Here is a 25,348-nt window from a genome sequence, read left to right as displayed (position 1 = left end):
TAACGGGAATAAAGCCATGATCTGGTCGATGAAGCCGGCCGACCCGGAGGAGCTTGTCCTTCCCCGGGTCCTGACAGTTGTTGTCGAACGGCGGCGGGCGATCCTCGCCTGCCTTGCCGGCGGTGTAGCCCTTGCGGCGGTCGGTTATCTCGACCAGCCGTCGCGCTACGGCGCCGAGGCGGTGCTGGCGCTCGATATGCGCAAGTTCCAGGCCTTGCCGACGGAATCGGTCGTTTCGCCGCTGCCGCAGGAAAGTCCGGTGCTGCGCACCGAGGTCGACATCATCAGTTCCCGCTCCATGGCCGAGCGGGTTCTGGCGCTTCTGCAGGCGCAAGGCATCGATGCCGCCAAGGGTTTCGGCCTCACGAAGGAGAACGCAACCGGCCAGCCGGCCTCCGGCCGCGTGAACCGTGTTGCGTCCGACCGGCGCGCCCTTCTCGACAGCCTCATGTCCGGAGTGCGCGTCACCAATGACGGTCGCTCCTATACGATCTATGTCGCATTTACCGGCACGGAGCCGGAGTTCACGGCTGCGGTGGCCAATGCCTATGCCGAAGCCTACATCAACTACCAGGTCGACGTGCAGACGACGGCGACACGGCGGGTCAGCGACTGGCTCGGTACGCGCCTTGTCAGCCTGCGCAGCGAGCTGGAGCGCTCCGAGCATGCGGCGACCATATTCCGTGAAAAATCCGGCGTCGCAAAGTCGAACGGCACGACGCTGCTTGCCCAGCAGATCGCTGGGTTGAACAACGAGCTAGCCCGGCTGAGGGCCCAGCTCGCTGGCTCGCTCGCGCGTCTTGCGACGGCGGTCGACATCTCGGATGGAAAAGCGGGCCTTGCTCTTCCCGAAGTGTTGAATTCGGCCGCGATCCAGCAGTTGCGCAGCGAGGAAGCGCGCCTCAAGCGCCAGCTTTCCGCCATCAACGAAAGCGGTGCAATCAAGAATCCCCAAATTCAGGAACTTACCTCGCAGCTGGAGACGATCCAGAAGCAGATCGACGCGGAGGTGGCCCAGATCGTCGACAGCCTGCGAACGGAAATCGAGGTTACGCGACGCCAGCAGACCGGGCTGGAGGCGAGCCTGAAGCAGCTTCAGGCCGAGATGTCGCGCGCCAACGATGCCCTCGTGCAGGCCGACCAGCTCGATCGTGAGGCCAGCGCCAACCGCGCGATCTACGAAAGCTATCTGACGCGCTACAAGCAGACGATCGAACAGGATGGCATCGCGATGGCCGAGGCGCGCATCATCTCGCGCGCGGTGCCGTCTTCATCGCCATCAAGCCCGAGCGCGTCCGCCTGGCTCCTGGGCGGGTTGGTTTTCGGCCTCTCCGGCGGCGCGCTTGCAGCCCTTCTTCTCGAGCTGCGCGCCGGATACCTGCGCCGCGCCGATCCGGAGGAGGGCGGTGCCGGCATTCCGGTCCTCGGGCGTCTTCCTGAATTGTCCCCGTTGCAGCGTGCCGGCATCGGCGATCTCGTTCGCCATGCCCGCGAACCGTTCGCCCATGCCGTCGCCGACATCCAGAGCTGTCTGCGTCTTTCCGCCCGGCCCGGGAAAACGCCGGTGATCGCAGTGACATCGGGTGGCGGCGGCGAGGGCAAGACACTCGTCGCTTCCTGTCTTGCCCGTTCGCTTGCCGCAACGGGCCTGCGCACGCTGTTGCTCGATGCCAACCTCACCGCACCCGGTGTTGCCGCCGAGTTCGGTGCGCGACCGGTGCGCACCGTCGATACGATCGGTCCGCGCGAGGAGGTCGAGATCGAAGACTTCGTTCGTCACGATGGTCCCTCGGGGATCGACCTGATCTGCGCGGGCACGTCGAACGGTCCCGCCGAGCATATTCTCGGGCACGGCGGCTTTGCCCGCCTCCTGACCACGCTGAGAAGTGTCTATGACGTCGTGGTGATCGACTCCACGGCGGTATCGAATGGTTCCGGCGCGTTGCTGGTTTCCGCGCTCGCCGACCGGACGATCCTCGTCGTTCCCGAGGGCGCCGACCGCATCGAAACCGACCGCGCCATCCGCAAATTCGGCACCGCCGGCCTTACAATTGATGGCCTCGTCGTCAACGGGGCATGCCGCGCCACACTGGAGCGCAGCAATGTCGTTTCCTTTGCCAACGATCATGCCGCTTCGGCTGCCGACGGCCGCAAGCGCATGGAAATGCCCGTCGACTTGCCCTCGATCGTCGGTATGTGAGGTCTGGACGCCATGGCACATCTCCACGCTACGCCACGTGATGACCAACGTTCTCGGTGGCACGCCCTTTTTCTGAAGGCATGCGCCTGCATCCTGCTCCTTGCCGGCTCGGTTGCTCCGGCGAACGCGCAGGGACAGGAGTACAGGGTGGCGAGCGGCGACGTGCTGCGCATCACCGTCTATGGTGATCCCGGGCTGAGCGGATCCTTCCCCATCGGGGCTGACGGAACGATCGGTTATCCGCTGCTTGGCAACGTCGCCGTGAGTGGTAGGCCCGTCGAAGAGGTACGCCAGGCCATCGATGCGGGACTGAAGGAGCATATCGCCAATCTGTCGGTTTCGGTCGTCGTGGAGACCTACGCGCCGGTGTTCGTCGTGGGCGAAGTCCAGAGGCCCGGCCGCTATGAATTCCGTCCCGGCATGATCGCGCTGGAGCTCTTCGCGCTCGGTGGCGGGCAGAAGGAAGTGCTGGCGCAGGGCGACAATGCCGGCGTGCGGCTCGCCGGCCTGCGCCAGGACTATGTCGATCTCGGCGCGCAGCTTCTCGGCCAGGACGTGAAGCGCGTCCGGCTCGAGGCGGAACTGAACGGCCAGCCGTTCACCTATCGTCCGAGCGAGGAAATCGGCACGCCGGATCCGCGGATCGTCGATCAGATCGTGGAAGCCGAGCGCACGCTGTTCGAGCTGCGCCGCACGACGCTGGACGCCGAGCTGAAGAGCCTGGAGCAGCAGCGCGCCGGCTATGTCGACGAGATCGATACGCTGGAAAAGAGCGGCAAGCTGCGCAATGGCGAACTCACCTTGCTGGACGAGGACGTGAAGCTCGCGCAAAGCATGGTGGCGCGGGGTCTTACCTCGAAGACGCAGCTGCGGGACAAACAACGGGAAATTTCCGCCACCAACCGCGATGTGCTGGAATTCGGCTCCTTTCTCGCCCGCGCACGGCAGAACCTGACCGTGATCGAAAGCCGCCTCGGCTCGTTGCGAGAACAGCGCCGGGGCGAAGTCGCAGCGGAGTTGCGTGACCTGAACATCGATATCCTGCGCCTGCGCCGCAAGATGGCCTACAGCCTGCAGGCGATGGCCGAGGCCGGCATCGCCATCGAACGAAAAGGCGGCGCGCGCCAGACGGCTTTCCGCTTCTCCGCCGTGCGGCTAGTCGATGGCAAGTACCGCGAAGTGCCGGTCGGCCAGACCGATCCGGTGCGGGCGGGTGATATTCTGCGGGTGAGCCTCGCCCTTGATACGGGCGATGTGGCGGAACGCTGAGGTCTATCGCTGGATCCTGGCGAGCAGGGAGCGCATGCGCGGCAGTGTGTCAGGTCGATGAAGCAGGTAGCCCAAAGGCGGCAGCACGGCGGTCGCCGGTGCCATGCGGAAGGCGAGGATCAGCAGCTTCCACGCTTCCCCGTTTCCCCTGAGCGCATGTGACACCGCCGACCAGTAGGCGCGTTCGGCGATACCGCGCCGGGCGCGACGGCGCAGCGTCTCCGCTCCGTCGAGCCATCGCCCTTCATGGTAGAAGAAGCTCTCGGCGGCATCGGCCGTGTGGCGGATGTGCAGGGTCTGGTGCGCCCAAAGCTCGGTCGAGCGGTTGGCATCATGCGAACGGATGCCTGCCTGGACGCAATCCAGCTCGGCCACGGTTCCATACAGCGCAAGCCGCAGCCAGAGTTCGTAGTCGTCGCTGTGCGGCAGTGCGGTCCGGTAGTGGCCTGCACGCTTCTGGACGCTGGTGCGCACGACGATGGACGGTCCAGGTATCTGAAAGACGCCGAGGCGGCAGAAGCGCTCGATGAAGGCTCGGCCGGTCATCAGCCTGAGTGGCGGATCGGCGGGCTGTGGTTCGATCTCCGGGATGGGTTCGTCGCCCCTTATCGCCACGTCGCGGCCGTAGCAGAAGGCGATGCCGCAATCCCGTTCCATGACCGCGGTCGCGCGGCGCAGTGCACCCGGGACCAGAAAATCATCCGCGAAGAGCAGGAGGAAGTAATCGGCGCGCGCCCAGTCGATCCCCGCGTTGAAGGAGGCATGAGGGCCGAGGTTCTCCGGCCGCAGAAGCAGCTCGACCCGCGAATCCGCGGCGGCGAGGCGTCTGGCGACGTCGGCGCTGTCGTCCGCGGAGGCATTGTCGACGATCAGGACGCGGATCTCGGCCATGTCCTGCGAAAGCACGCTGTTCACGCAGGCCTCGAGATAGCGGCCGTAATTGTAGTTGGGGATGACGACGTCGACGCTCGCCATGGTTCATGCTCCTGATGCCACGAGAAATCGTCGCAGCCGGCGGGCACGGTCGCGGCCGGCATTCAGCAGAACCTGGAGTTCGATAAGAAACGGATGGCGCGTGGCAAGCAGCCCTGCCAGCCATCCACCGCCGGCAAGAAGGATTGCACCGGCAAAGACGAGAAGCCCTGCCTCCTGATGTCCGGGCATCGCCAGGAGCGCGACAGGCCCCACCAGCGAAAATCCGGTGACGATGGCGCTTGGCATCAGCGCCGCCGCAAGGCCGGACAGGGAAAAGCGGACGTGGCGATGCACGAAGGCGAGCGCGACCACCATCTGGAGCGGCAGCGAGACGAATTGGCTCAATGCCATGGCCATCACGCCATGGAGGCTGGCGGTGCAAAGGATGCCGGCGGCAAGGCAGCGCGAGACCAGGCTTGCCAGGAAGGCGTCCCTGTTGCGGCCGAGCGCGAGCAGAAGCGGTCCTGTCACGATGACCGGCAGCCAGAAGACCGCCGCGAGCGCCAGCAAGCGAACGACGGGCACGGCCTCGGTCCATTGTGGCCCAAGCACGATACCGACGATCGAGGGGGCGAGGAGGGAAATCAGCAACACGCCCGGCCAGTAGAGGACGGACAGGTAGGCCAGCACGCCGAGATAGGTCTTCTCGATGTCGTGACCGTCACGCACGCGGCTTGCCAGCGCGGGAAAGGCCATGCTGTAGAAGGCCGACATGATGATCCGGTCTGGGATGCCGCAGAGGGTATTCGAGCGATTGTAGAGCGCGACCGAGGTCATGGAGGCGATGCGTCCCAGGATCAACTGCGGCACGGTTTCGTGCAGGCGTTCCACCACGAGCGCTGCGCCCTTGAACAGGCCGAAGCTGAGCACTTCACGCCAGCGCGCAAGGCCCGGGCGGAAGATCGCGGCTGCGGGAAAGGGTGAGCAGGTCACGGCGAGGATTGCCAGTATCAACGATCCCGAGAGCATACCCCATGCGAAGGCTATGGGGCCGAAGCCAAGGGCGGCTAGCACGATCGTGAACAGTGCCGCGGTCAGCGAAACCGCCGTGCGGATGCAGGCGAGCACACCGAAGCCCATCTCGCGTCGGAGGAGCGCGATAACGGGCTGGGCGAGCGCCTCGATGACGCCCGCCACCGCTGCCAGCGACAGGAAGAAGGAGAGATCCGGCGCGGCATAGAAGCGGGTGATAAGGCCGGAGAGGGCGACGAGGGCCGCGGCGATCATCACGCTGACTGCGACCTGAAGTGTCAGCGCGGTTCGCAGCGTTTCGACGTCCACCGTGCCGCGCTGGATGAGGAATTCGGACGTGACGAATTCGCGCGCGGAGAAGGCGACGACGGCGATAGCCAGGCCCGTCACGGCCTCGCCGATCTCGCCGGGCGTCAGGATGCGGGCCATGATCACCAGCACGGTAAAATTGATCAGGAGCGCGAAATACTGCTCCAGCGATGCCATCATATACGCGCGTCGGACCATGCGGCTCACACTTTCGGGAAATGGCTGGAGGTCTGCGGTGTCTGGATCACGAGGTTCATTCCGATGGTTGCAAGCAGGATAGGCGCACGCGCGACGATGCCCACTTGTCCATTCAGCGTAGGGCATCCTGTACAAGTGGTAGGGTCTTGCCGTGCCGACCGATCAGCACTTGTGCGAGAAGCAGATTCTGCTGACGCACGAGTTCGGCACGAATTGCCGTGTTGTGCCGGGCGATGACGTTTCCGGCGGCGGTGAGGTCGTCCAGAACCATGTCCACCTGTCGCAGCACCAGCTCCACGTCGAAGCGCTCGATATGCTGGCAGAATTCGGCGCGGTCGAATGCGGCCATCAGCTCGTCATTCTTCTCCGCATATCCAAGCGACAGGGCAGGGCGATTGAGCTTGAGGGCGCAGAGCAAATTGTGAAAGCGCGAAACGATGGCGACATCGACCTTCAAGACCTCATCCATGACCGCTTGCAGCGAGGACGTACGGGCCACCGAAAGCCGCCCGCGGCTGCCGGTTTCCGGAAGGGCGGCAAGGATATCGTCGAGCGCCTTTTCATCCGATGTGTCGCCCATGAAGAGGCGTATGTAGTGGCCGTCATCCAGGAGCCGGCGTGCGACCTCCGCGATCTTCTCGACATAGGTGGCGTAGATGGCCTCCGCGTCGGCATGATTACGCTCCCATCCGCGATATCGCATGACGCCGATGCCGATCGTTGCAGGCTTCTGCCGGTCACGCAGGGCGTCGGATTGCGCCGGCGCCTGCAGCCCGAAGGCAAGATCGGGAAAGCGATGGTCGGGCGCGGTGTCGATGCCCAGGCCCCGGACGTAGCGCAGGGAAAAGTCATCGCGGTAAGAGCGATAGGTGGCCATGCGCGCGGCCGATGTGAGGAACCAGCGACTGAGCGCGCCGCGGATCGGGCCGGCACCGATGCTGACGAAGGCGATGCGGGCGCCGCGCAGCCTGGCGGCAAGGCACCACCAGTAAACGATGAACGGCCAGCCGAAAGGCGACTCCTGGAAGTCATCAAGGATACCCGTCCCGGGGATCACCATCACATCGACATCGCCCATTATGCGCAGGATCGAGGCAAGGCTGACGAGCCGGCTGAAATTGCGCCCCAGCCCACTTTCGAGCCAGCGCCGCGTTCGTGAGACAGAGGCCCTGCGGGCGCGCAGGCCGATCACGTCAAGTCTGAACCGTTCGCGGATCGCTGCCGGATTGGAGCAGACGCATAACAGGTTCGCATCGGGAAGCGCTCCGCGCAGAAAGCCGAGCATCGCCTCAAGCGAGCCGTCATTTCCCGAGTTTCCGGACCCGAATTGCCCAAGCAAGGCGATTTTCATGGAGCGTCCGCCGCTGTCGAGTATGCGTTGAAAGGACAGTCAAGCGGCCGCACTATCGCGCCGTGATGCAGTGCGGAAAACGCCGATATTCGGAGACAGGACCTGCGCCGAAAGAGGTAGAAAGCAGGCCATCTCCTGCCAAGAGCCGCCCGCGGCCTCCAACGCCCAGCTTCTCCCATGACCCATCCGGCTTACAAAAGAAGCAGAGGGCCGCCATGAAGATCGCCTATTTCGTCCTGCCGCATCTCGGCGGCACCTACACCGTGTTCAGAAACCTGCGTGCGGGTCTCGCCCCGCACGGGATCGAGCTTTGCTGGCTCGGCCTCGCGCCGGCGGGCCAAGGGCTTGCTTCAGGACTGGAGCAGGAAGCGGCATTCGGCACGCTCGTGGAGGTACCGTCCCAGGTGGACGACAGGGCCGCCGCGCGCCTATTGGAGAGGGCGATCCTTGCGGGCGGGTTTGACGGCGTGGTGGTCAATGTGCTCAGCGACCGCATACAGACCAATATCGTGCGCTATCTTCCCGCCGATCTCATTCGCCTGATGGTCGTACACAACATCACGCCGGGAACCTATGCGGCGGCCGAGGCGATCCGGCCTCATGTGCATGCGACGGTCTGCGTGTCGCAGCGCTGCCGCGATGATCTTGTGAAGCGCCATCACTTCCCCGCCGGGCGCACCAGCGTCATCGCCAACGCCGTTGCGCTGGATGCTTTCCCCGAAACCGGACGGTCGCCACGACCGAGCGGGCAGGGACTTCGCCTTCTTTTTCTCGGACGGATCGAGGACGCCTCCAAAGGTGTGTTCTGGCTGCCCGACATCCTGGCGCGGCTGCCGGCATCATCGACCCTGACCATCGCCGGCGACGGCCCCGATCTCAAACGATTGAAGGCTGCGATGCCGGAACGGGCGCCGCGGATCGTTTATGCCGGAGCCGTTGCGACGCAAGCCGTGCCCGCGCTGCTGGCGCGCCATGATATCTTCCTCATGCCATCGCGCTACGAAGGATTGCCGATGGCGCTGGTGGAGGCCATGGCGGCGGGATGCGTGCCGGTCGCCTCGCGGCTTCGCGGCGTTACCGACATGATCGTGGAGCATGGCCGTGACGGGCTGCTTTTCCCGGTCGGCCATACCGCCAGTGCTGCCGAGACCGTTCGCACTCTCGACACGGATCGTGCGCAGCTTTGTAGCCTCTCGGTCGCTGCGCGTCGCAAGGTCGAAGGCGCTTTCACGGTGGAGCACATGGCGGCCGGCTACGCCACGATATTGCGCGGGATCGCGGCAGACCCGCCATCAATCGCCGCACCCCTTTCGATCGACGGTTGGTCGATACCGCGCGGGCTGCGTGCCGGCCTGCGCACCTTTCTGCCGCGGCCGCTGAAGAACTGGCTGCGGGGTGTCCGGGAGCGGCTTTGAGCCATGGTATCCAACAAGGAACAGGGAAGATGCGGACCATTGGTTTTACCCTACTGATCGGCCTCATGTTGCTGGCCGGTCGCGTCATGCCAGCCGGTGCCGAGGCGCGCTTTCCCCTGCGCATCGCCGCTTTAGGCACATATCTGGAGGATGCGGCCGGAAAGCCGTTCCTCATCACAGGCGATGCGGCCTGGTCGCTGATCGCCGATCTTCCGCCCGAGGATGCCGATCTCTACATTGCCGATCGAAAGGCGCGAGGGTTCAACACCATCCTGGTCTCGCTGATCGAGCATGAATTCGCGCGCAACGCGCCGAATAACGCAGCCGGCGTCGCGCCTTTCCTGGCGCCGGGTGACTTCGCGCGACCGAATGATCGCTATTTCGCCGATGCCGAGCACGTCCTTGATGCCGCGCTTCGGGCCGGCATGCTGGTGCTGCTGGCACCGGCCTATACCGGTGCGAACGGTGGGCCACAGGGCTGGTATGCGGAGATGGCGGCGGCGGGGCCGGAGACCTTGCGTGCTTACGGGCGCTATATCGGCAAGCGCTATGCCCGCTATCCCAACATCATCTGGGTGCAGGGCGGTGACTACGATCCACCGGACCGTGCGCTGGTCGATGCATTGGCGCTGGGCATCGAGGAGGGGGCGCCGGGCGCGATGCAGACCGTCCACGGCAATCGCGACAGCGCGACGGCCGCCTATTGGCCCGATGCGAAATGGCTGTCCATCGATACGGTCTACACCTACGAGGATGTCGCGGCCGCCGTGCAGGCACGCTATCGGGCCGGGCCGCACCGGCCGTTCTTCATGATCGAGTCGCGCTATGAAGGAGAGCATGGGGTCAAGGCGGCCGAAATCCGCAAGATCGCCTATGGTGCGCTTCTGTCGGGTGCGAGCGGCCAGGTTTTCGGCAACAACCCCGTCTGGCATTTCAGCGGCCCCGCTCTCTACGACACGCCGGAGGGATGGCGGCAGGCACTCGATAGCGAAGGGGCAAAGAGCATCGGCCATCTGGCGGGCCTGTTCGAGCGCTTCGACTGGTGGAAACTGAAACCGGACGACGGGCGGTTCGTGCGTCATATCGAAGGCATACCGTCCGCCAATGCCATATTCGCCGTCGCAGGCGATGGAACCTTTGCCGCCGCCTACGTCCAGGGCGTCGCCGCGCTCGATCTCGACCCTGCGGTCCTGGCGGCCGCGACCGACGCCGTCGAATGGTACGATCCCGCGACCGGTGCACTCGCCGCCACGGAGCCTGAAGCCGACCTGCGACGACTGGTGGTGCCGACATCCTCGAGAGCATCCAGCGCCACGGACTGGCTGGTCGTTCTGCGGGCGGCGGGTGGCCTGCGGGACAATTAGATCGGTGATACCTAACGCCGCTCTTGCATTTTCCTATCAAAATTCCTTATCTAGAGATGTTCTCAGGGCGGGGTGAAATTCCCCACCGGCGGTATCGGGCGAGAGCCCGGAGCCCGCGAGCGCCTTTCGCGAATGAAGGGGTCAGCAGATCCGGTGCGATGCCGGAGCCGACGGTTAAAGTCCGGATGGAAGAGGGCATGTCTGCAAAACCGCTCGTCTGCGCGGATGCAGGCCTGTTCGCCCAAGGGATGAATCGCCGCTACGGCAACCCTTGAAAGGCAATGAAATGGCACTGTCGAAAATTGAAGACGCAATCGCGGCCTTGGCACGTGGTGGCATGATCGTGGTCGTCGACGACGAAAACCGTGAAAACGAGGGTGACATCATCGTCGCCTCGGAGGCGGTGACGCCCGAGATCATCGCGTTCATGATGAAACACGCCCGCGGCCTCATCTGCGTGGCGATGGAGGGCGAGCGTCTCGATGCGCTCGACATTCCGCTGATGGTTCCCCAGAACACGGAGTATCTCCAGACCGCCTTCACCGTCTCCGTCGATTATCTTTCCGGCACGACGACGGGTATTTCGGCGGCTGATCGGGCGATAACCGTCAAGGCGCTGATGGATCCCGCCGCACGGCCGCAGGATTTTGCACGACCGGGCCACATATTCCCGCTGCGCGCTCATCCGCGCGGCGTGCGCGGCCGACCGGGCCACACGGAAGCCGCCGTCGATCTCGCGCGTCTCGCTGGCAAGGTGCCGTCGGGTGTGATCTGCGAGGTCGCCAACGACGACGGCACCATGGCGCGCCTGCCGGAGCTGATCGCCTTCGCAGAACAGCATCAACTGCCGCTCATCAGCGTCGAGGATCTGATCGGCTTCATCGAGGCACGCCAATCCGACGCGTCCGCGAACGCGGCTTGATCGGGTCTCTGCTAAGTCAACGACGAAGGGCTTTGAACGCAGGGTATCGGCTTGGTGAAAGGCCGGCACCCTGGGCCTGAAGCGCAGCGGAAATTTGTTTCAAGATAAATTCTATAAAAAATATAGAATGCCTGTCCGGCATCGTTTTGGGATCATAATGTCTCGTCCAGCCAAACGGACGAGACTTCATGAGCAAGACGATACGATTCAATGCCTTCGAGATGAATTGCGTGGGGCACCAATCCCCCGGCCTATGGCGTCATCCGCGCGACCGCTCCTGGGAATACAAGGATCTCGACTATTGGACGGATCTCGCGAAGCTCCTTGAAACCGGGTTCTTCGAATCCGTGTTTATCGCCGACGTCGTAGGCTATTATGATGTCTACAAGGGCAATTTGGACAATGCCCTGCTCCAGGGCGTGCAGATCCCCGTCAATGATCCGCTGCAATTGGCCAATCCCATCGCCCAGGCGACCAAGCATCTCGGGATCGGCATTACCGCATCGACCTCCTTCGAACACCCTTACACGTTCGCGCGGCGCCTCTCGACGGCAGACCACCACACGAAGGGTCGTGTCGGCTGGAACATCGTGACCTCCTACCTCGAGAGCGGTGCAAAGAATGTCGGACAAGGCGGGCTTCGCTCCCATGACAACCGCTATGATGTGGCGACCGAGTATGTCGAGGTGCTCTACAAGCTCCTCGAGGGCAGCTGGGAAGAGGGCGCTGTTGTCAGGGACAAGGAGCGCGGCATCTTCGCCGACCCCACGAAGATTCACGAGATCGGCCACAAGGGCAGATATTTCGAGGTCCCCGGGTATCATCTGAGCGAACCGTCGCCACAGCGCACGCCGGTTCTTTTCCAGGCCGGCGCATCGGGCGCGGGCAAGCAGTTCGCGGCAGGCCATGCGGAATGCGTCTTCATTTCGACACCGCTCAAGGATGCGACGCGGGCCTATGTGTCCGATATCCGACAGCGCGCCGCCGCGCAGGGCCGCGACCCGAAGAAGGTGCTGATCTATGCGATGGCGACGATCATCGTCGACGAAACCGATGCGAAAGCGCGGGCGAAATACGAAGAATACGCGAGGTATGCCTCGTATGACGGTGCGCTGGTGCTGATGTCCGGATGGACGGGCATCGATTTCGGTCACTACAAGCCCGCCGACACGGTCAAGAAGGTCAAGACGAACGCCATCATCTCGGCCGTCGAGCACCTGTCGGAAGGCGACAAGGTCTGGACGATCGAGGAACTAGCGAAGTGGGGCGGCATCGGCGGTCTCGGGCCGTTGTTTGTAGGGTCCGCCGCGACGGTTGCCGACCTGTTGCAGGAATGGGTGGAAGAGACCGATATCGACGGTTTCAACCTGGCCTATGCCCTCGCACACGAGACCTTTGCCGATGTGATCGGTTATCTCGTACCGGAGCTCCAGAAGCGCGGTGTCTACGCCACCGGTTACCGGGACGGCACGCTTCGCGAAAAGCTTTTCGGCGATGGCCCGTACCTTCCGGAAAGCCACCCCGCCCATCGCTTCCGCGATATCGAGCGGGTGAAGCGCGAGGAGGCGGATGCCGCCGCCGGCGAGGCTGCATGACGCCGATCTAGTTTTACGCGCGGCCGTAGCCGCCAACCCTTCCCAGCATACGGACCGGACGCCCCGTCACCGATCGGGCGAGCGCGGGCCTGTGTGCGTCAGGACGCAATGAGGAGCATGATACGATGACCACTTCAGCTGGTCCCGCCCTGGAAGTCAGAAACGTCTCGCTCTCCTTCAAGGGCGTCAAGGCGATTTCGGACCTGTCCTTTCAGGTCGAGCGCCGTGAAATCTGCGCTCTGATCGGTCCGAATGGCGCTGGAAAGAGCTCTCTGCTGAACATTCTGAACGGCGTCTATATACCGGATTCCGGCGAGATCGTGTTTGAGGGCGAACACTTCCGGCGCATGCAGCCGCTCGAGGCCGCGCGGCGCGGAATCGGCCGGGGTTTCCAGAACAATGCGCTGTTTTCCGGCATGAGCGTGCTGGACAATGTCATTGCCGGCCTGTCGCGCAAGTCCCGCGTGACGCTGGTCGAGGAGGCGTTCCGGCTGCCGCGTGCGCTCTCGCAGGAGAAGGCGTTTCGCGCGCGGGCTCTGGATGTGCTGAAGCTGTTCGACCTTGAGAAACATGCCGAAACTGTCGTCGGCACTTTGCCCTATGGCGTTCAGAAGAAGGTGGAGATCGCCCGCGCCATCGTCGCAAAGCCTCGCCTGCTTCTGCTGGACGAGCCGCTGGCCGGAATGAACGCCGCTGAAAAGCAGGAGATCGCGGCCGTCATCGCGCGGCTCAACAGGGAGCTGGACCTCACCGTCGTTCTCATCGAGCACGACATCGGCATCGTCCTGAAACTCGCCCACCATGTCGTTGTGCTCGACTACGGACGCAAGCTGGCCGACGGCCCGCCGGAAACCATCCGCGACAATCCGGATGTCATCGCTGCCTATCTCGGCGCACAACATGCGGAGGCCGCGGCATGAACATGTTCCTGGAAACCTTGATCGGCGGCCTGCTTGCCGGCACGATGTATTCCCTCGTCGCCATCGGCTTCGTGCTGATCTACAAGGCGTCGGGCGTCTTCAACTACGCCCAGGGCTCGCTGCTGTTGTTTGGCGCGCTCACGTTCGTCACGCTCACCGATCAGGGCGTGCCGGCGCTCGGTGCGATTGCCGTGACGATCGCCCTGCTCATCGTCACCGCCATCGCCATCGAAAAGCTGTTGCTGCGTCCGCTGACCAACCGCAGCCCCATGACGTTGTTCATGGCGACACTCGGCCTCTCCTATGTCGTGGAGGGCGTCGCGCAGGGCATCATGGGATCGCAGGTGCGGGCCCTGAACCTCGGCATCGACGACCTGCCGATCTTCCTCGGCGACATCATGATCAGCCAGTTCGACCTCATCGCCGCCGGCGTGGCGCTTGCAATCGTCGTCGTCCTGTCGCTGCTGTTCAACCGCACGCGCATCGGCATCCAGCTGCGGGGCGTGGCGGACGATACGCGCGCGGCGCTGTCGCTCGGCATCGATATCAACCGCATCTGGCAAATCGTCTGGGCAGTCGCCGGACTGGTCGGCCTCGTCGCCGGCTTGCTGTGGGGCGCGCGCCAGGGCGTGCAGTTCTCGCTGTCGCTGGTGGTGCTGAAGGCTCTTCCCGTCCTCATCATCGGCGGCTTCACCTCGATCCCCGGCGCCATCGTCGGCGGGCTGATCGTGGGAGCCGGCGAGAGCCTGGCCGAAACCTATATCGGCCCGTATCTCGGCGGCGGCATCACGCCCTGGTTCGCCTATGTGCTGGCGCTCGTCTTCCTTTTCATCCGCCCGGCCGGCCTGTTCGGCGAACGACAGATCGAAAGGGTCTGAGCCATGTCCGAGATCAACCTGCCCGCTGCCGCCGAACCTGTCGATCCCGTCGGCCTGAAGGCGCTCGGCATTGCGGCGGCAATCGCCGTGCTTCTTGCCGCCCCTTTCCTCGCTTCGGAATACTGGATCAACGCGATCATCGTGCCGTTCCTGATCCTGTCCCTCGCTGGCCTCGGCCTCAATCTCCTGACCGGCTACGCTGGCCAACTTTCCCTTGGCGCCGGCGCGTTCATGATGGTCGGCGCCTACGCGACCTTCTCGCTCCAGCTGCGTGTTCCCGATCTGCCGTTGCCGCTGGCGCTGGTCGTGGCGGGTCTCATCGCGGGTGCCGTCGGGCTTCTCTTCGGCATTCCGTCGACGCGCATCAAGGGGTTCTACCTGATCGTCAGCACGCTCGCCGCCCAGTTCTTCTTCGAGTGGCTGTTCCTGAAGTTTCCCTGGTTCTACAATGGCAACTCGTCCGCCACCATCGCGCTGTCGCGCGGCCTCTCCTTCTTCGGGCTGGAGGCCAATACGCCGCACGGTCGCTACTACCTGACGCTCGGCATCGTCGCGCTCCTGACGCTCCTCTCCTTCAACTTGATCCGCGGCCAGACGGGGCGGAACTGGATGGCGATCCGTGACATGGATACGGCCGCCGCAGTCATCGGCGTCCCGGTCTTTCGCGCGAAGCTGCAGGCCTTCGCGGTCTCAAGCTTCATCCTCGGCATCGCCGGCGCGCTCTGGGCCTTCGCCTATCTCGGATCTGCCAGCGTGCAGAGCTTCGGCCTCACGCGCTCCTACCAGATCCTTTTCATCATCATCATCGGCGGTCTGGGCACCATTCGCGGCGCTTATTTCGGCGCGGCCTTCGTCAGCCTTCTGCCGCTGGCACTCGACTGGCTGTTCCAGCACGTCTTCGGCGGCCATGTCGATGCCGGCCTGCTCCAGAACATCCAGAAAGCGATCTTCGGCCTCCTCATCATCTGGTTCCTGATCAAGGAGCCGGAAGGATTGGCGAGGCTTCTCGGCTTGCAGCGAGCGCAGGGTGCGCGCCGCCGTCTTTTCCCATCTTGAACCCAGGAGTTGAACCATGAAACGTCTGCTTGTCGCCGCGTTGTTAGCCGGCACGCTTTTCTCCAGCTTCACCCCGGCTTCGGCCGAGGAGGTGAGCCAGTATATCCCGCTGCCGACCTATCGCGTCGGCGCCTATGCGTCATCCGGCGAACTCTGGTGGGCCGGCGAGCGGGATTATTTCCGCTACATCAACGAGGTGGAAGGCGGCGTCGAGGGTGTGAAGCTCAACTACGAGGAGTTCGAGACCGAATGGAGCCCGGACCGCACCGTCGAGGTCTATGAGCGTGTGAAGGCCGGCAAGGACGGGTCGCCGCTCGCCTTCTTCTTCACCCACGGCACGCCGGCGACCTATGCGCTGCTCGAAAAGGCGGCAGCCGACAAGATCCCGTTGATCGATCCGGCCGGCGGGAAGACGGAGACGGTCGACGGCACGGTCTTCCCCTATGCCTTCCCGCTGCTGTTCAGCTACTACAGCCAGGCGTCGACGGGCATCAATTACATCGCCGACAAGGTCGGCGGCTTCGACAAGCTCAAGGGCCTGAAGATCGCGACCGTCTATCATGACAGCGCCTATGGCCGCGCCAGCCAGCCGGCCGTCGAGGCGCTCGCCAAGAAGTACGGCTTCGAGAATATCCAGATCCCCGTCGCTGATCCCGGCAACGAACAGTCGCCGCAGTGGCGCCAGATCCGCGAGCAGAAGCCGGACTGGGTCTTCCTGCGCACTTGGGGCGTTTCGACGGTCGTTGCGCTGAAGACGGCCCAGCGCTTCGGCTTCCCGGCCGATCATATCATCGGCGACGTCTGGGCGGGGTCGGAATCCGACGCCATTCCCGCGGGCACCGCGGCCATCGGCTATTCGGCGCTCGCACCCTATCCGGGCGGAACGGATTTCGAGATCCACAAGCGCCTGAAGGCCGAGATCCTCGACAAGGGCAAGTCCGACCTGCGGGACCAGAAGCTGTTTGGCGCCGTCAACTACAATATCGGCCTCGTCAATGCGGCGCTCGCCGTGGAAGCGCTGCGCACCGGTTACAAGCATTTCGGCGCACGCCCGCTCAATGGCGAGGAGGGCCGCTGGGCCTTCGAACACCTGACCATCGATGACAAGCGCCTCGAGGAAATCGGCTTCAAGGGCCTGCTTCAGCAGATCAGGATCACGCCCACCGATCACGAGGGCGGCGGGGCGGCCCGCATCCAGAGCTGGGACGGCGAGAAGTGGGTGCTCCAGACCGACTGGATCAAGGCCGACCACGAGCTTCTCAATCCGCTGATCAAGGAGGGCGCCGCGGCCTACGCCAAGGAAAACGGCATCACGCCGCGCACGCCGGAAACCGAAACCAATTGATTCCATGGCGGGGCGTGGCGGGTGCCACGTCTCGACCCCCAACAGGAGATGGGTATGTTCAAGACTTTCTTGCGCGGCGCGATCGTCGCAGCCGCTTCCGTGCTGGTGCTTGCGGGCTCCGCACAGGCAATCGACACGACGTCGGGACCGGACAGCGACAAGCAGTTCTTCCCGATCGCCAGCTATCGCGTCGGTCCCTATGCGGCCTCCGGCGCGTCGATCTGGGCGGGTCGCATCGACTACTACCGCTACATCAATGAAGTGGAGGGCGGCATCAACGGCGTGCCGATCGTCTGGCAGGAATGCGAGACGGAATGGACGGCCGAAAAGGGCATCGAATGCTACGAACGCTTCAAGCGCGGCCTGAACGGCGCGCCGGTCTCTGCCTATTTCCCCAACGGCGCACCGGCCGCCTATGCGTTGTCCGACCGTGCGGCGCAGGACAAGATTCCGCTGGTGACGCTGGCCTATGGCCGCACCGAAGCGACCGACGGGCGCGTCTTTCCCTACATCTTCCCGGTCATGGTGACGTTCTACAGCGAGGCCTCGGCCGTCGTGAACTACATCGCCGAGAAGGAAGGCGGCTTTGACAAGCTCAAGGGCAAGAAGATCGCCACCGTCTACCATGATAGCGCCTATGGCCGAGAAACGCTCGATCCGCTGGCGCTGCTTGCCGAGAAGTACGGTTTCGAGAACATCCAGATTCCGGTGCCGGATCCGGGCAGCGAGCAGTCCTCGCAGTGGCGCCAGGTCCGCGAGCAGAAGCCGGACTGGGTTTTCCTGCGCACCTGGGGCGTTTCCACGCCGGTCGCCATCAAGACGGCGCAGCGCTTCGGCTTCCCGGCCGACCGCATCATCGGTGATGTCTGGGCATCTTCGGAAGAGGACGTCATTCCCGCCGGCAACGCCGCAAAGGGCTATCTCGCGCTGACACCCTATCCGGCCGGCGCCGATTTCGAGATCCACAAGCGCCTCAAGCAGCACATCATCGATACCGGCAAGTCGGATCTGCGCGACACCAAGGCGTTCGGCAGCGTCTACTACAATTCCGGCCTCGTCGATGCGCTCATATCGGTCGAAATCGTCCGGCAGGCGCAGGCGAAATTCGGCAACAGGCCGATCACGGGTGAGGAAGGTCAGTGCGCGTTGGAACACCTCAAGCTTGACGATGCCGCACTCGATAAGGCCGGTTTCCTCGGTCTCGTCCAGAACCTCCAGCTGACGCCTGCCGACCACGAGGGTGGCGGCGCCGTGCGTGTCCAGCAGTGGACCGGCGAGAACTGGAACCTTGTCAGCGACTGGGTTCAGGCCGACCGCGAGGCATTGCGCCCGCTGATCGACGCCAAGTCCGCCGCCTATGCCAAGGAGCACGGCATCACGCCGCGCGACGTCGGCACCAACTGATCCATCAGGACCGGGGCGGGAGCCGCCCCGGTCCCACAAGGAGAGAAAAATGACCCTTCAGCCTGAACTGCCTGTCGCCGCCGATCGTCGTCTTCTCGACGTGTCGGGCATAGAGGTCGTCTATGGCGGCGCCATCCTGGCGGTCGCGGATGTTTCGCTGACCGTCGGCCAGGGCGAGATCGTCGCGCTGCTCGGCGCCAATGGTGCGGGCAAGAGCACGGTGCTCAAGGCGATATCCGGGCTGGCGGCTGCCGACAGGGCGACGGTGCGGCAAGGACATGTGCGTTTTGACGGTCAGGACATCCTGGGGACGGCGGCAAACCGCCTGACGAAACGCGGCATCGTGCATGTGCTCGAAGGCCGGCGGGTATTCTCGCATCTGACGGTCGAGGAAAACCTGCTGTCGGGCGCGTTTCTTCACAAGCCGGCGCGGGGCGAACTCGTGCGCCAGCTGGACGACATCTATGCCTGGTTCCCCCGCCTCAAGGACAAGAGGCGAACCCTGGCAGGGCTCACCTCCGGCGGCGAGCAGCAGATGCTAGCGATCGGTCGCGCACTCTTGACGCAGCCGCGCCTCGTCCTGCTGGACGAGCCCTCGATGGGGCTGGCGCCGACCATCGTCCAGGAGATCTTCAGGATCATCGTCCGGCTCAACCGCGAGAAGGGGGTGGCCTTCCTGCTTGCCGAGCAGAACGCGGCCCTTTCCCTTGCCCATGCCTCCCGCGCCTATTTTCTCGAAAGCGGCCGCGTGGCGCTGGAAGGCAAGGCGGAAGACCTCGCCCAGCGCGACGACCTGCATCACATCTATCTGGGGTCCGGGGCCTGAGTGCCAACGGTTCGGCAAGTTTGTGGGCGGCGGGGTGGCGCCTATGCGGGCGCCGCCCCGTTATTTCCCAGCCGGCGCTCGAGCCACTGACTGTAGCGCGAGGCGCCGAAGCAGATCACGAAGTAGATGACGGCCACGACGATATATGCCTCGTTGTAGAAGCCGAGCCATTGCGGATCGGCAGCGGAGGCGCGGGCGGCGTTCAGGAGGTCGAATATCCCGATGACGGCGAGCAACGAGGTCGCCAGCAGGAAGCCGATGGCGAGGTTCACGATGCCGGGGATAACGATGCGAAAGGCCTGCGGCAGGATGACGAGGCCCTGGATGCGCCAGTATCCGAGCCCGAGCGCCGTCGCTGCTTCCGCCTGGCCGTTCGGCACGGCCTGAAGCCCGGCGCGGATGACCTCGGCAATGTAGGCGGCCCAGAACAGCGTCACCATGATGATCGCGCGCAGCATCTTGTCGATGGAAAGGCCATCCGGCAGCGCCATCGGCAGGATCAGCATGGCGACATAGAGAATGGCGACCATCGGCGTGCCGCGCATGAGTTCGATATAGAGGACGGCGAAGGTGCGCAGCCCTCCGAGGTTCGAGCGGCGGGCAAGCGCCAGCAGCACGGCAATGGGCGTCGCGGCGGCAAAACACAAGGCCCAGACGAACAGCGTTACCGGCAGGCCGCCCCATTGGTTGGAAGGAATGGGCGTTGCCGTGAAGGCGCCTTGCATGAGCAGCCAGCAGGCAACGATCGTCAGTGGCCAGGCAAGGATGAGCCCACGTCCCCAGAAGCGCGGAAGGGCGCTTGCCGCAAGGATCGCGCACAGCAACACGATCACCAGGAGTGGCCGCCATTGCAGGTCCGGCGGATAGAAGGCGAAGAGGATGAAGCGGAGCTTCGCCGTCACGAAGGCCCAGCAGGCGCCCGCCCGCGTGCACGCATTCGCGTCACCGGTAAAGGTGGCGTCGAGCACCGCCCAGCGCAAAAGCGGTGGAACGGTCTGCCACAGCAGAAGAAGTGTCGCCAGCGTGACGAGTGTATTGGCGCGCGTTCCGAAGAGGCCGGCGCGCAGGCCAGGCAGCGCACGGGCAAGGCGTGTGGTCATCGTCTGCTTCCCTTGAGCGCGACACGGTTGTTGTAGATGTTCATCAGGGCCGAAAGCGCGAGATTGATAGTTAGGAACGCGCCGATGAGAATGATCAGCGCCTCCATCGACTGGCCGGTCGTGTTGGCGGTCGTGTTGACGATACTGACCAGGTCGGGAAAGCCGATGGCAACGGCCAGGCTCGAATCCTTGGTGAGGTCCAGATAGCTCGATGTCGTCAGCGGCGTTATCACGCGCAGCGCCTGCGGCATCACGACGAGGCGAATGATATGGCCGTCGTGCAGCCCGAGCGCCCGCGCCGCCTCCCACTGACCCTTGCCGACCGATTGTATGCCTGCGCGGACGATCTCCGCGATCAGCGCCGCGAACTTCACCACGAGGCCGGTCAACAGTGCGGCGAATTCCGGGGAGAGGTTGAGGCCGCCTCTGATGTTGAAGCCTGACAGCGCCGGCAGTTCCGCCGCCGGCCGTGCACCGGTGAGAAGAAGGAAAGCGAAGGGGGCGGCAACGGCGAGCCCGGTGGCGACCATGCCGGAACGACGCGTCAGCCGGCCGGTGGCCCGCAGGAGGACGATGAGGACCAGAGTTGCAATTGCGGCAATTCCGAGTGCTGCGACGATGCCGAAGGGACCGCCCACAAAGTAGAGCGAGGGTATGTAGACACCCCTGTTGGTGAGGAAGACCGCATCGAACACGCCCGATGCCTGGCGTGGCGCCGGTAACGCCTTCGCAAGCGCCATCCAGAAGAACAGCTGCAGCAGGAGCGGCGTGTTGCGGGTGATCTCGATGAACCAGCGCACGAGGCGGGAGAGCAGCAAATTGCGCGAGAGCCCCGCCACGCCCACCGCGACACCGAGGATCGTCGCGAGAAGGCAGCCGAGCAGGGAAACCTTCAGCGTATTGAGAAGGCCCGCAACGAGCGCGCGCAGATAGGTATCCCCCGCGCGGAAGGCGATCGGGCTTTCGCCGATTTCAAAGTTGGCGGAACTCGAAAGAAAGGCAAAACCCGGCAGGATGCCGATGCGCGCCATGTTCTCCAGAACATTGCCGATGAACAGCGCGCCCAATGCTGCACACACGGCCAGAAGGGCGAGCTGGCCCCATGGCCAGCCGCCCCACCATGCCTGGATTTTCGCGGCCAGGCCGGGCCGCGGCGGGCCCGACAGGACGATGTGGAAAACGCGTCGACCTGAAACCGGCGCGTTTCGCCCGGAATCGCGAAAATGCTCCATGTCCTCGCCTTTACGCAATTCCAGACGGGTGGTCGTTCGTCATCATCACGGCTTAGCGGAAGGGCGGGGAATAGAGCAGGCCGCCGTCGGTCCACAGACTGTTGTAACCGCGCTCCCAGCCGAGCGGCTTCAGGTTGCGGTCGAAGATCTCACCGTAGTTTCCGACCGTCTTGATGATGTTGTAAGCCCATTTCGGATCGAGCCCGATATCGTTGGCAAAGGACGGGTCGACGCCGAGGAAGCGCTGGATTGCCGGGTCTTCCGATTTGAGGAACTCGTCCACATTTGCCGATGTGATGCCCCATTCTTCGGCCTGGATGGTCGCATTCACGGTCCAGTTCACAAGTTCGAGCCAGCGATCGTCGCCACCGGCGATAGCCGGTGCGAGCGGCTCCTTCGAAAGGCGTTCCGGCAGGAGGACATAGTCATCCGGCTTCTTCAGCTGGGTGCGCTTGCCGACGAGATCGGAGGAGTCCTGCGTGATCGCGTCGACGCGGCCGGATTCCAGTGCGTCGATGAACTGTCCGGTATCCTCTATGGTCACGGGCGTGAAGGTCTTGCCCGTCTTGCGGAAGAAGTCGGCCACGTTCAGTTCGCCCGTCGTACCGCTCTGCGCCCCGATCGTCGCGCCGTCGAGATCCACGGCCTTCGTTACGCCGAGGTCCTTGCGGACCAGGATGCCCTGACCGTCATAGAAGACCGTCGGGCCGAAATGGAAGCCGAGCTTGAAGGCGCGGGTGGCGGTGACCGTGACGCCCGAGAGCAGGATGTCGAATTCACCGCTCTGAAGGGCGGGAAGACACTGCTGCGGCGAGGACGACGTGAACTCCACCTTATCGGGGGTGCCGAAGACCGCGATCGACAGGGCGCGGCCGTAATCGATGAAGAAGCCCTGCCACTTGCCGTTGCTGTCGGGCGTGAAGAAGCCCGGTGTGGTGCCGACGCCGACCTTGATGGTGCCGCGCTGGTTGATCTTGTCGAGCGTCGGGCCGGCGTGAGCCAGGCCCGATAGCATGGTCGTGGCGAGGAAGGCAGCGGCGGCGACGGACTGTACGGCCCGCCGGAAGGTGGTCTGTGTACTCATATGGAAATGTCCCCATTCTCGAAAAAAGAGCTTCCACCACAGCGAGACTCTGCCGGGCAGTGAAAGTAATTTTCATATTATCTATAAAATTACTGTATTTAAGAAATGGATGTTCCAAATTTCGGCAAAGACACGAAAATTGCTACCAGCGCGCCGCAGGGCGAAAGGCCAAGTCAGTTGCCGTGTTTGATATTGTCACCTATTGAAGGCCGCCCGGCTTAGACGGGATCGGGACAGCTTGATACGCAGCTTGCCGCGCCTTCTGGACAGGCAAAGCGTGCCCGGTTCGTATCGTCATTTCCCCGAACGAACGGCATAAGCCGTTGTCGTCCGTTTTCCGGTTGCGCTTTTTTCAGCCAAAGGCGGAACAGCATTTTGCCGAATAGTACATAAAAGATATGGAATTTCTTTATTCCATATCTGGCGCAGCTACCCTCGCGGCAACTCCAAGCGTGACCGGCGATGGTCGGCACGATAGCAACGAGCAGGATAGATGACGCAGATCGAGAATGCCTGGGGCGCTGGCCCCGGAGAGGATTACGAGACCATTGCCGCGCCGTTCCGGCCAATCTTTACGCGGATCGCTGAAAACGCGATTGCGCGGGACCTGGGGCGCGACCTGCCGCATGAGGCGATCCGCGACTTGAAGGAGGCGGGTTTCGGTGCCGTGCGGCTTCCGGTGGAAGCGGGCGGCAAAGGCGCGAGCCTGCCGCAGTTCTTCAACCTGCTGATCGAGCTTTCGGCGGCGGATTCCAATATCACGCAGGCGCTGCGCGGGCACTTCGGCTTTACGGAAGATATCCTGAACACCCGGGATGCCGCGCGCCGCGCGCTCTGGCTGGGGCGTATCGGCGGCGGCGAGATCACGGGCAACGCCTGGAGCGAGATCGGTGCGAGTGCCGCACTCGACCGCTTCGCCACCCATGTCGCCGAGAAGGACGGCAGGCTCGTCCTGAACGGTGCGAAGTACTACACGACCGGTTCCCTCTTCGCCGACTGGATCGATGTCGGAGCCTCCAACGCCGAGGGCGAGGGCATCTCCGTGGCCGTGCGCCGTCACGCCGAAGGCGTCGATGTCGTCGATGACTGGGACGGCTTCGGCCAGGTGCTGACGGCAAGCGGCACCACCACCTTCCGCGATGTCGTGGTGACGCCGGAGGACATCGTCGTCGACGAGGCGCGTTTCCGATACTCGGCTGCCTTCTACCAGCTCGTTCATCTCGCAACGCTTGCCGGCATCGGCCGCGCGATTACGGCCGATGTCGCCAAGGCCGTGGCCGAGCGGCGGCGGACCTACACACACGCCGCCGCGGCGCGTTCCAGCGAGGACCCGCAGGTCCTGCAGGTTGTCGGGCGCATCCGTGCCGCTGCCTATGCGGCGTCGGCGATCACGCTCCAGGCCGCAGCGAGCCTTCAGCGGGCCTTCGACGCACATTTCGCGGACGACGAGGCTGCCGAGGAGAAAGCCAATGCGATCGCCGAACTCGAAGCGGCACAGGCCCAGACGGTCGTTTCCGATCTGATCCTCGAAGCCTCGACGCTGCTCTTCGATGCGCTCGGCGCCTCCGCCACCAAGAAGCCCGCCGGCCTCGACCGTCACTGGCGCAACGCCCGCACGCTCGCCTCGCACAATCCGCGCATCTACAAACACCGGATCATCGGCGATTTCGCCGTCAACGGCACGCCGCCGCCCTACCAGTGGCGTATCGGCGCGGCGCCAGGCTGACTTGAGACTGCCCGGCGGATGGAGACGCCTGCATGGATGACGCCGCTGTTATGGCCGGTCTGGTGCCGGCCGAGCGCGTCCTCCTTCTCGATGAGGCGGCTATGGGCGAATGCCGGCCAGAAGTTCGGCGGCGGCCGAGATCGCCTCCTGTTGCCAAGGGCGGAGCTCCTGGCCCGCGTAATTTCGAAACACGGGCAGGAAGGGATCGTCGATATGGGTCTTGATGCCCGAAAGCTGCTCCAGCACGGCGAGGCCGCAATAGGGCACATAGGCAGCGGAATAGCCGCCTTCGTGCGACATCACGAGACGCCCGCCGCATAGGTCAGCGGCGGCTTCCATCAGCATTCGGGTCATCTCGCGATAGGTATCGCTGTGCAGCATCATGCGGCCGAGCGGATCGGCGCCCGAACCGTCGAAACCCGAGGGAACGACGATGAGGTCGGGCTTGTAGGCCCGTAGCGCCGGAAGCACGACCTGTTCGAAGGCCGCGATATAGGCGCCGTGCCCGCTGCCGGCCGGAAGCGGAATGTTGAGGTTGTAGCCGAGACCCGCACCGGCGCCGCGTTCCTCGCGGTCGCCGCTGTCATGCGGATAGAGCCGCTCCTGGTGAAGCGAGATCGTCAGCACGGCGGGATCGGTCCAGAATGCGGCCTGGGTGCCGTTCCCGTGGTGGACGTCCCAATCCACCGTCGCCACACGCTCGAAACCATGCTTCTTGCGGTTCTTCAGGATGGCCACCGGGACATTGCCGAACAGGCAGAAGCCCATGCCCTTATCGCTTTCCGCGTGGTGGCCCGGCGGACGGACCAGCGCGTAGCCATTGTCGAGCTCGCCGGAAAGCACCTTGTCCATGAGGGCAAACGTGCCGCCGGCCGCAAGGCAGGCGATCTCGTAGCTGCCACGCCCGAACGGCGTGAGGTAACTCGCATCGCCGCCGCGATCGTCGCTGAGCGCCTTGATGCGCCGGATGTAGTCGCGGGTATGGAACAGCGCGAGGTCATCCTCGTCTACCGGAACCGACTTGACGCTCGTAAGCTGCTCGGTGAGCCCGGAGACCTCCATGAGATTGCGGAAGCGCCGCTTCGTTTCGGCGTTTTCCGCATGCTCGCCGGGTTCGACGGTCAGGCTGGCCGGAAAGAACTGCGCGGCCGCGCCGGTATCGTGCCAGAGGTAGAGTTCATGAAAATTCCATCCGGTCTTCGTCATC

Annotated in this window: 20 protein-coding genes, 1 pseudogene and 1 riboswitch; of the genes and pseudogenes, 13 read left to right on the top strand and 8 right to left on the bottom strand. The window is 64.0% G+C overall.

The features are described 5' to 3' along the window. Nucleotides 1-16 precede the first annotated feature (16 nt). Complete coding sequence (locus K6301_RS25030; protein ID WP_281505901.1) at nt 17-2,200, top strand: GumC family protein; 2,184 nt, start codon at nt 17-19, stop codon at nt 2,198-2,200. Nucleotides 2,201-2,212: 12 nt separating this feature from the next. After that, nucleotides 2,213-3,469, top strand: coding sequence for a polysaccharide biosynthesis/export family protein (locus K6301_RS18475; protein WP_281505900.1), 1,257 nt, complete (start codon nt 2,213-2,215; stop codon nt 3,467-3,469). A 3-nt stretch (nt 3,470-3,472) separates the two neighbouring features. Here the strand turns inward: K6301_RS18475 and K6301_RS18470 are convergent, their stop codons facing one another. The 3 genes from K6301_RS18470 to K6301_RS18460 form a co-directional block, all read right to left on the bottom strand. Continuing rightward, nucleotides 3,473-4,444, bottom strand: a complete 972-nt coding sequence (locus K6301_RS18470; RefSeq protein WP_247222001.1) for a glycosyltransferase family 2 protein — start codon at nt 4,442-4,444, stop codon at nt 3,473-3,475. 3 nt (nt 4,445-4,447) lie between these two features. Continuing rightward, nucleotides 4,448-5,905, bottom strand: a complete 1,458-nt coding sequence (locus K6301_RS18465; protein WP_247222000.1) for an oligosaccharide flippase family protein — start codon at nt 5,903-5,905, stop codon at nt 4,448-4,450. A gap of 130 nt (nt 5,906-6,035) precedes the next feature. Beyond that, nucleotides 6,036-7,274, bottom strand: coding sequence for a polysaccharide pyruvyl transferase family protein (locus tag K6301_RS18460; protein WP_247221998.1), 1,239 nt, complete (start codon nt 7,272-7,274; stop codon nt 6,036-6,038). 215 nt (nt 7,275-7,489) lie between these two features. Between K6301_RS18460 and K6301_RS18455 the strand changes: the two genes are divergently transcribed. From K6301_RS18455 to K6301_RS18410, 10 genes are all read left to right on the top strand, one after another. Further along, nucleotides 7,490-8,689 carry a glycosyltransferase family 4 protein gene (locus K6301_RS18455; protein WP_247221997.1) on the top strand — a complete coding sequence of 400 codons (1,200 nt, stop codon included), beginning with the start codon at nt 7,490-7,492 and terminating at the stop codon, nt 8,687-8,689. 29 nt (nt 8,690-8,718) lie between these two features. Continuing rightward, a complete protein-coding gene (locus K6301_RS18450) occupies nt 8,719-10,053 on the top strand; it encodes a glycoside hydrolase family 140 protein (RefSeq protein ID WP_247221996.1) in 1,335 nt (444 codons plus the stop codon). Between the two features lie 54 nt (nt 10,054-10,107). Beyond that, a riboswitch (FMN riboswitch) is annotated at nt 10,108-10,254 on the top strand. 85 nt (nt 10,255-10,339) lie between these two features. Then, nucleotides 10,340-10,975: a 3,4-dihydroxy-2-butanone-4-phosphate synthase gene (gene ribB / locus K6301_RS18445; RefSeq protein WP_247221995.1), complete on the top strand. Its 636-nt coding sequence runs from the start codon at nt 10,340-10,342 to the stop codon at nt 10,973-10,975. Between the two features lie 188 nt (nt 10,976-11,163). Further along, complete coding sequence (locus tag K6301_RS18440) at nt 11,164-12,570, top strand: LLM class flavin-dependent oxidoreductase (protein WP_247221994.1); 1,407 nt, start codon at nt 11,164-11,166, stop codon at nt 12,568-12,570. Nucleotides 12,571-12,695: 125 nt separating this feature from the next. After that, a complete protein-coding gene (locus K6301_RS18435; protein WP_160870517.1) occupies nt 12,696-13,490 on the top strand; it encodes an ABC transporter ATP-binding protein in 795 nt (264 codons plus the stop codon). Then, a complete protein-coding gene (locus K6301_RS18430; protein WP_247221993.1) occupies nt 13,487-14,368 on the top strand; it encodes a branched-chain amino acid ABC transporter permease in 882 nt (293 codons plus the stop codon). Before K6301_RS18435 ends, K6301_RS18430 begins: the two co-directional genes overlap by 4 nt. Nucleotides 14,369-14,371: 3 nt before the next feature. After that, the gene (locus tag K6301_RS18425; protein WP_247221992.1) at nt 14,372-15,424 is read left to right on the top strand and encodes a branched-chain amino acid ABC transporter permease; all 1,053 of its coding nucleotides are present in this window, start codon (nt 14,372-14,374) and stop codon (nt 15,422-15,424) included. 16 nt (nt 15,425-15,440) lie between these two features. Next, entirely contained in the window at nt 15,441-16,769 is a 1,329-nt protein-coding gene (locus K6301_RS18420) for an ABC transporter substrate-binding protein (RefSeq protein WP_134648716.1), read from the top strand. A gap of 54 nt (nt 16,770-16,823) precedes the next feature. After that, a complete protein-coding gene (locus K6301_RS18415) occupies nt 16,824-18,173 on the top strand; it encodes an ABC transporter substrate-binding protein (RefSeq protein WP_247221991.1) in 1,350 nt (449 codons plus the stop codon). A 49-nt stretch (nt 18,174-18,222) separates the two neighbouring features. Continuing rightward, nucleotides 18,223-18,999 carry an ABC transporter ATP-binding protein gene (locus tag K6301_RS18410; protein ID WP_247221990.1) on the top strand — a complete coding sequence of 259 codons (777 nt, stop codon included), beginning with the start codon at nt 18,223-18,225 and terminating at the stop codon, nt 18,997-18,999. A gap of 41 nt (nt 19,000-19,040) precedes the next feature. Here K6301_RS18410 and K6301_RS18405 read toward each other — a convergent pair whose 3' ends face one another. Genes K6301_RS18405 through K6301_RS18395 form a run of 3 tightly spaced genes read right to left on the bottom strand, consistent with a single transcriptional unit; the run spans nt 19,041 to nt 22,415 of the window. Beyond that, nucleotides 19,041-20,099: an amino acid ABC transporter permease gene (locus K6301_RS18405; RefSeq protein WP_247221988.1), complete on the bottom strand. Its 1,059-nt coding sequence runs from the start codon at nt 20,097-20,099 to the stop codon at nt 19,041-19,043. After that, nucleotides 20,096-21,331: an amino acid ABC transporter permease gene (locus tag K6301_RS18400; RefSeq protein WP_247221987.1), complete on the bottom strand. Its 1,236-nt coding sequence runs from the start codon at nt 21,329-21,331 to the stop codon at nt 20,096-20,098. Before K6301_RS18400 ends, K6301_RS18405 begins: the two co-directional genes overlap by 4 nt. Nucleotides 21,332-21,383: 52 nt before the next feature. Next, nucleotides 21,384-22,415 carry an amino acid ABC transporter substrate-binding protein gene (locus K6301_RS18395; protein WP_425475427.1) on the bottom strand — a complete coding sequence of 344 codons (1,032 nt, stop codon included), beginning with the start codon at nt 22,413-22,415 and terminating at the stop codon, nt 21,384-21,386. 493 nt (nt 22,416-22,908) lie between these two features. Between K6301_RS18395 and K6301_RS18390 the strand changes: the two genes are divergently transcribed. Then, nucleotides 22,909-24,141 carry an acyl-CoA dehydrogenase family protein gene (locus K6301_RS18390; protein WP_247221986.1) on the top strand — a complete coding sequence of 411 codons (1,233 nt, stop codon included), beginning with the start codon at nt 22,909-22,911 and terminating at the stop codon, nt 24,139-24,141. Here the strand turns inward: K6301_RS18390 and K6301_RS25105 are convergent. Both K6301_RS25105 and K6301_RS18385 read right to left on the bottom strand, forming a co-directional pair. Then, nucleotides 24,139-24,323, bottom strand: a pseudogene (locus K6301_RS25105) (hypothetical protein); the annotation flags it as partial. The gene K6301_RS18390 and the pseudogene K6301_RS25105 overlap by 3 nt on opposite strands. After that, complete coding sequence (locus K6301_RS18385) at nt 24,241-25,347, bottom strand: class II histone deacetylase (protein WP_247221985.1); 1,107 nt, start codon at nt 25,345-25,347, stop codon at nt 24,241-24,243. The gene K6301_RS18385 and the pseudogene K6301_RS25105, both read right to left, overlap by 83 nt. Between the last annotated feature and the right edge of the window lies 1 nt (nt 25,348).

The organism is Shinella oryzae, from assembly GCF_023038235.1.
GTDB lineage: Bacteria > Pseudomonadota > Alphaproteobacteria > Rhizobiales > Rhizobiaceae > Shinella > Shinella sumterensis.
Note: the sequence above shows the minus strand (reverse complement) of the source record. Positions and strands in the feature narration are given on the sequence as shown.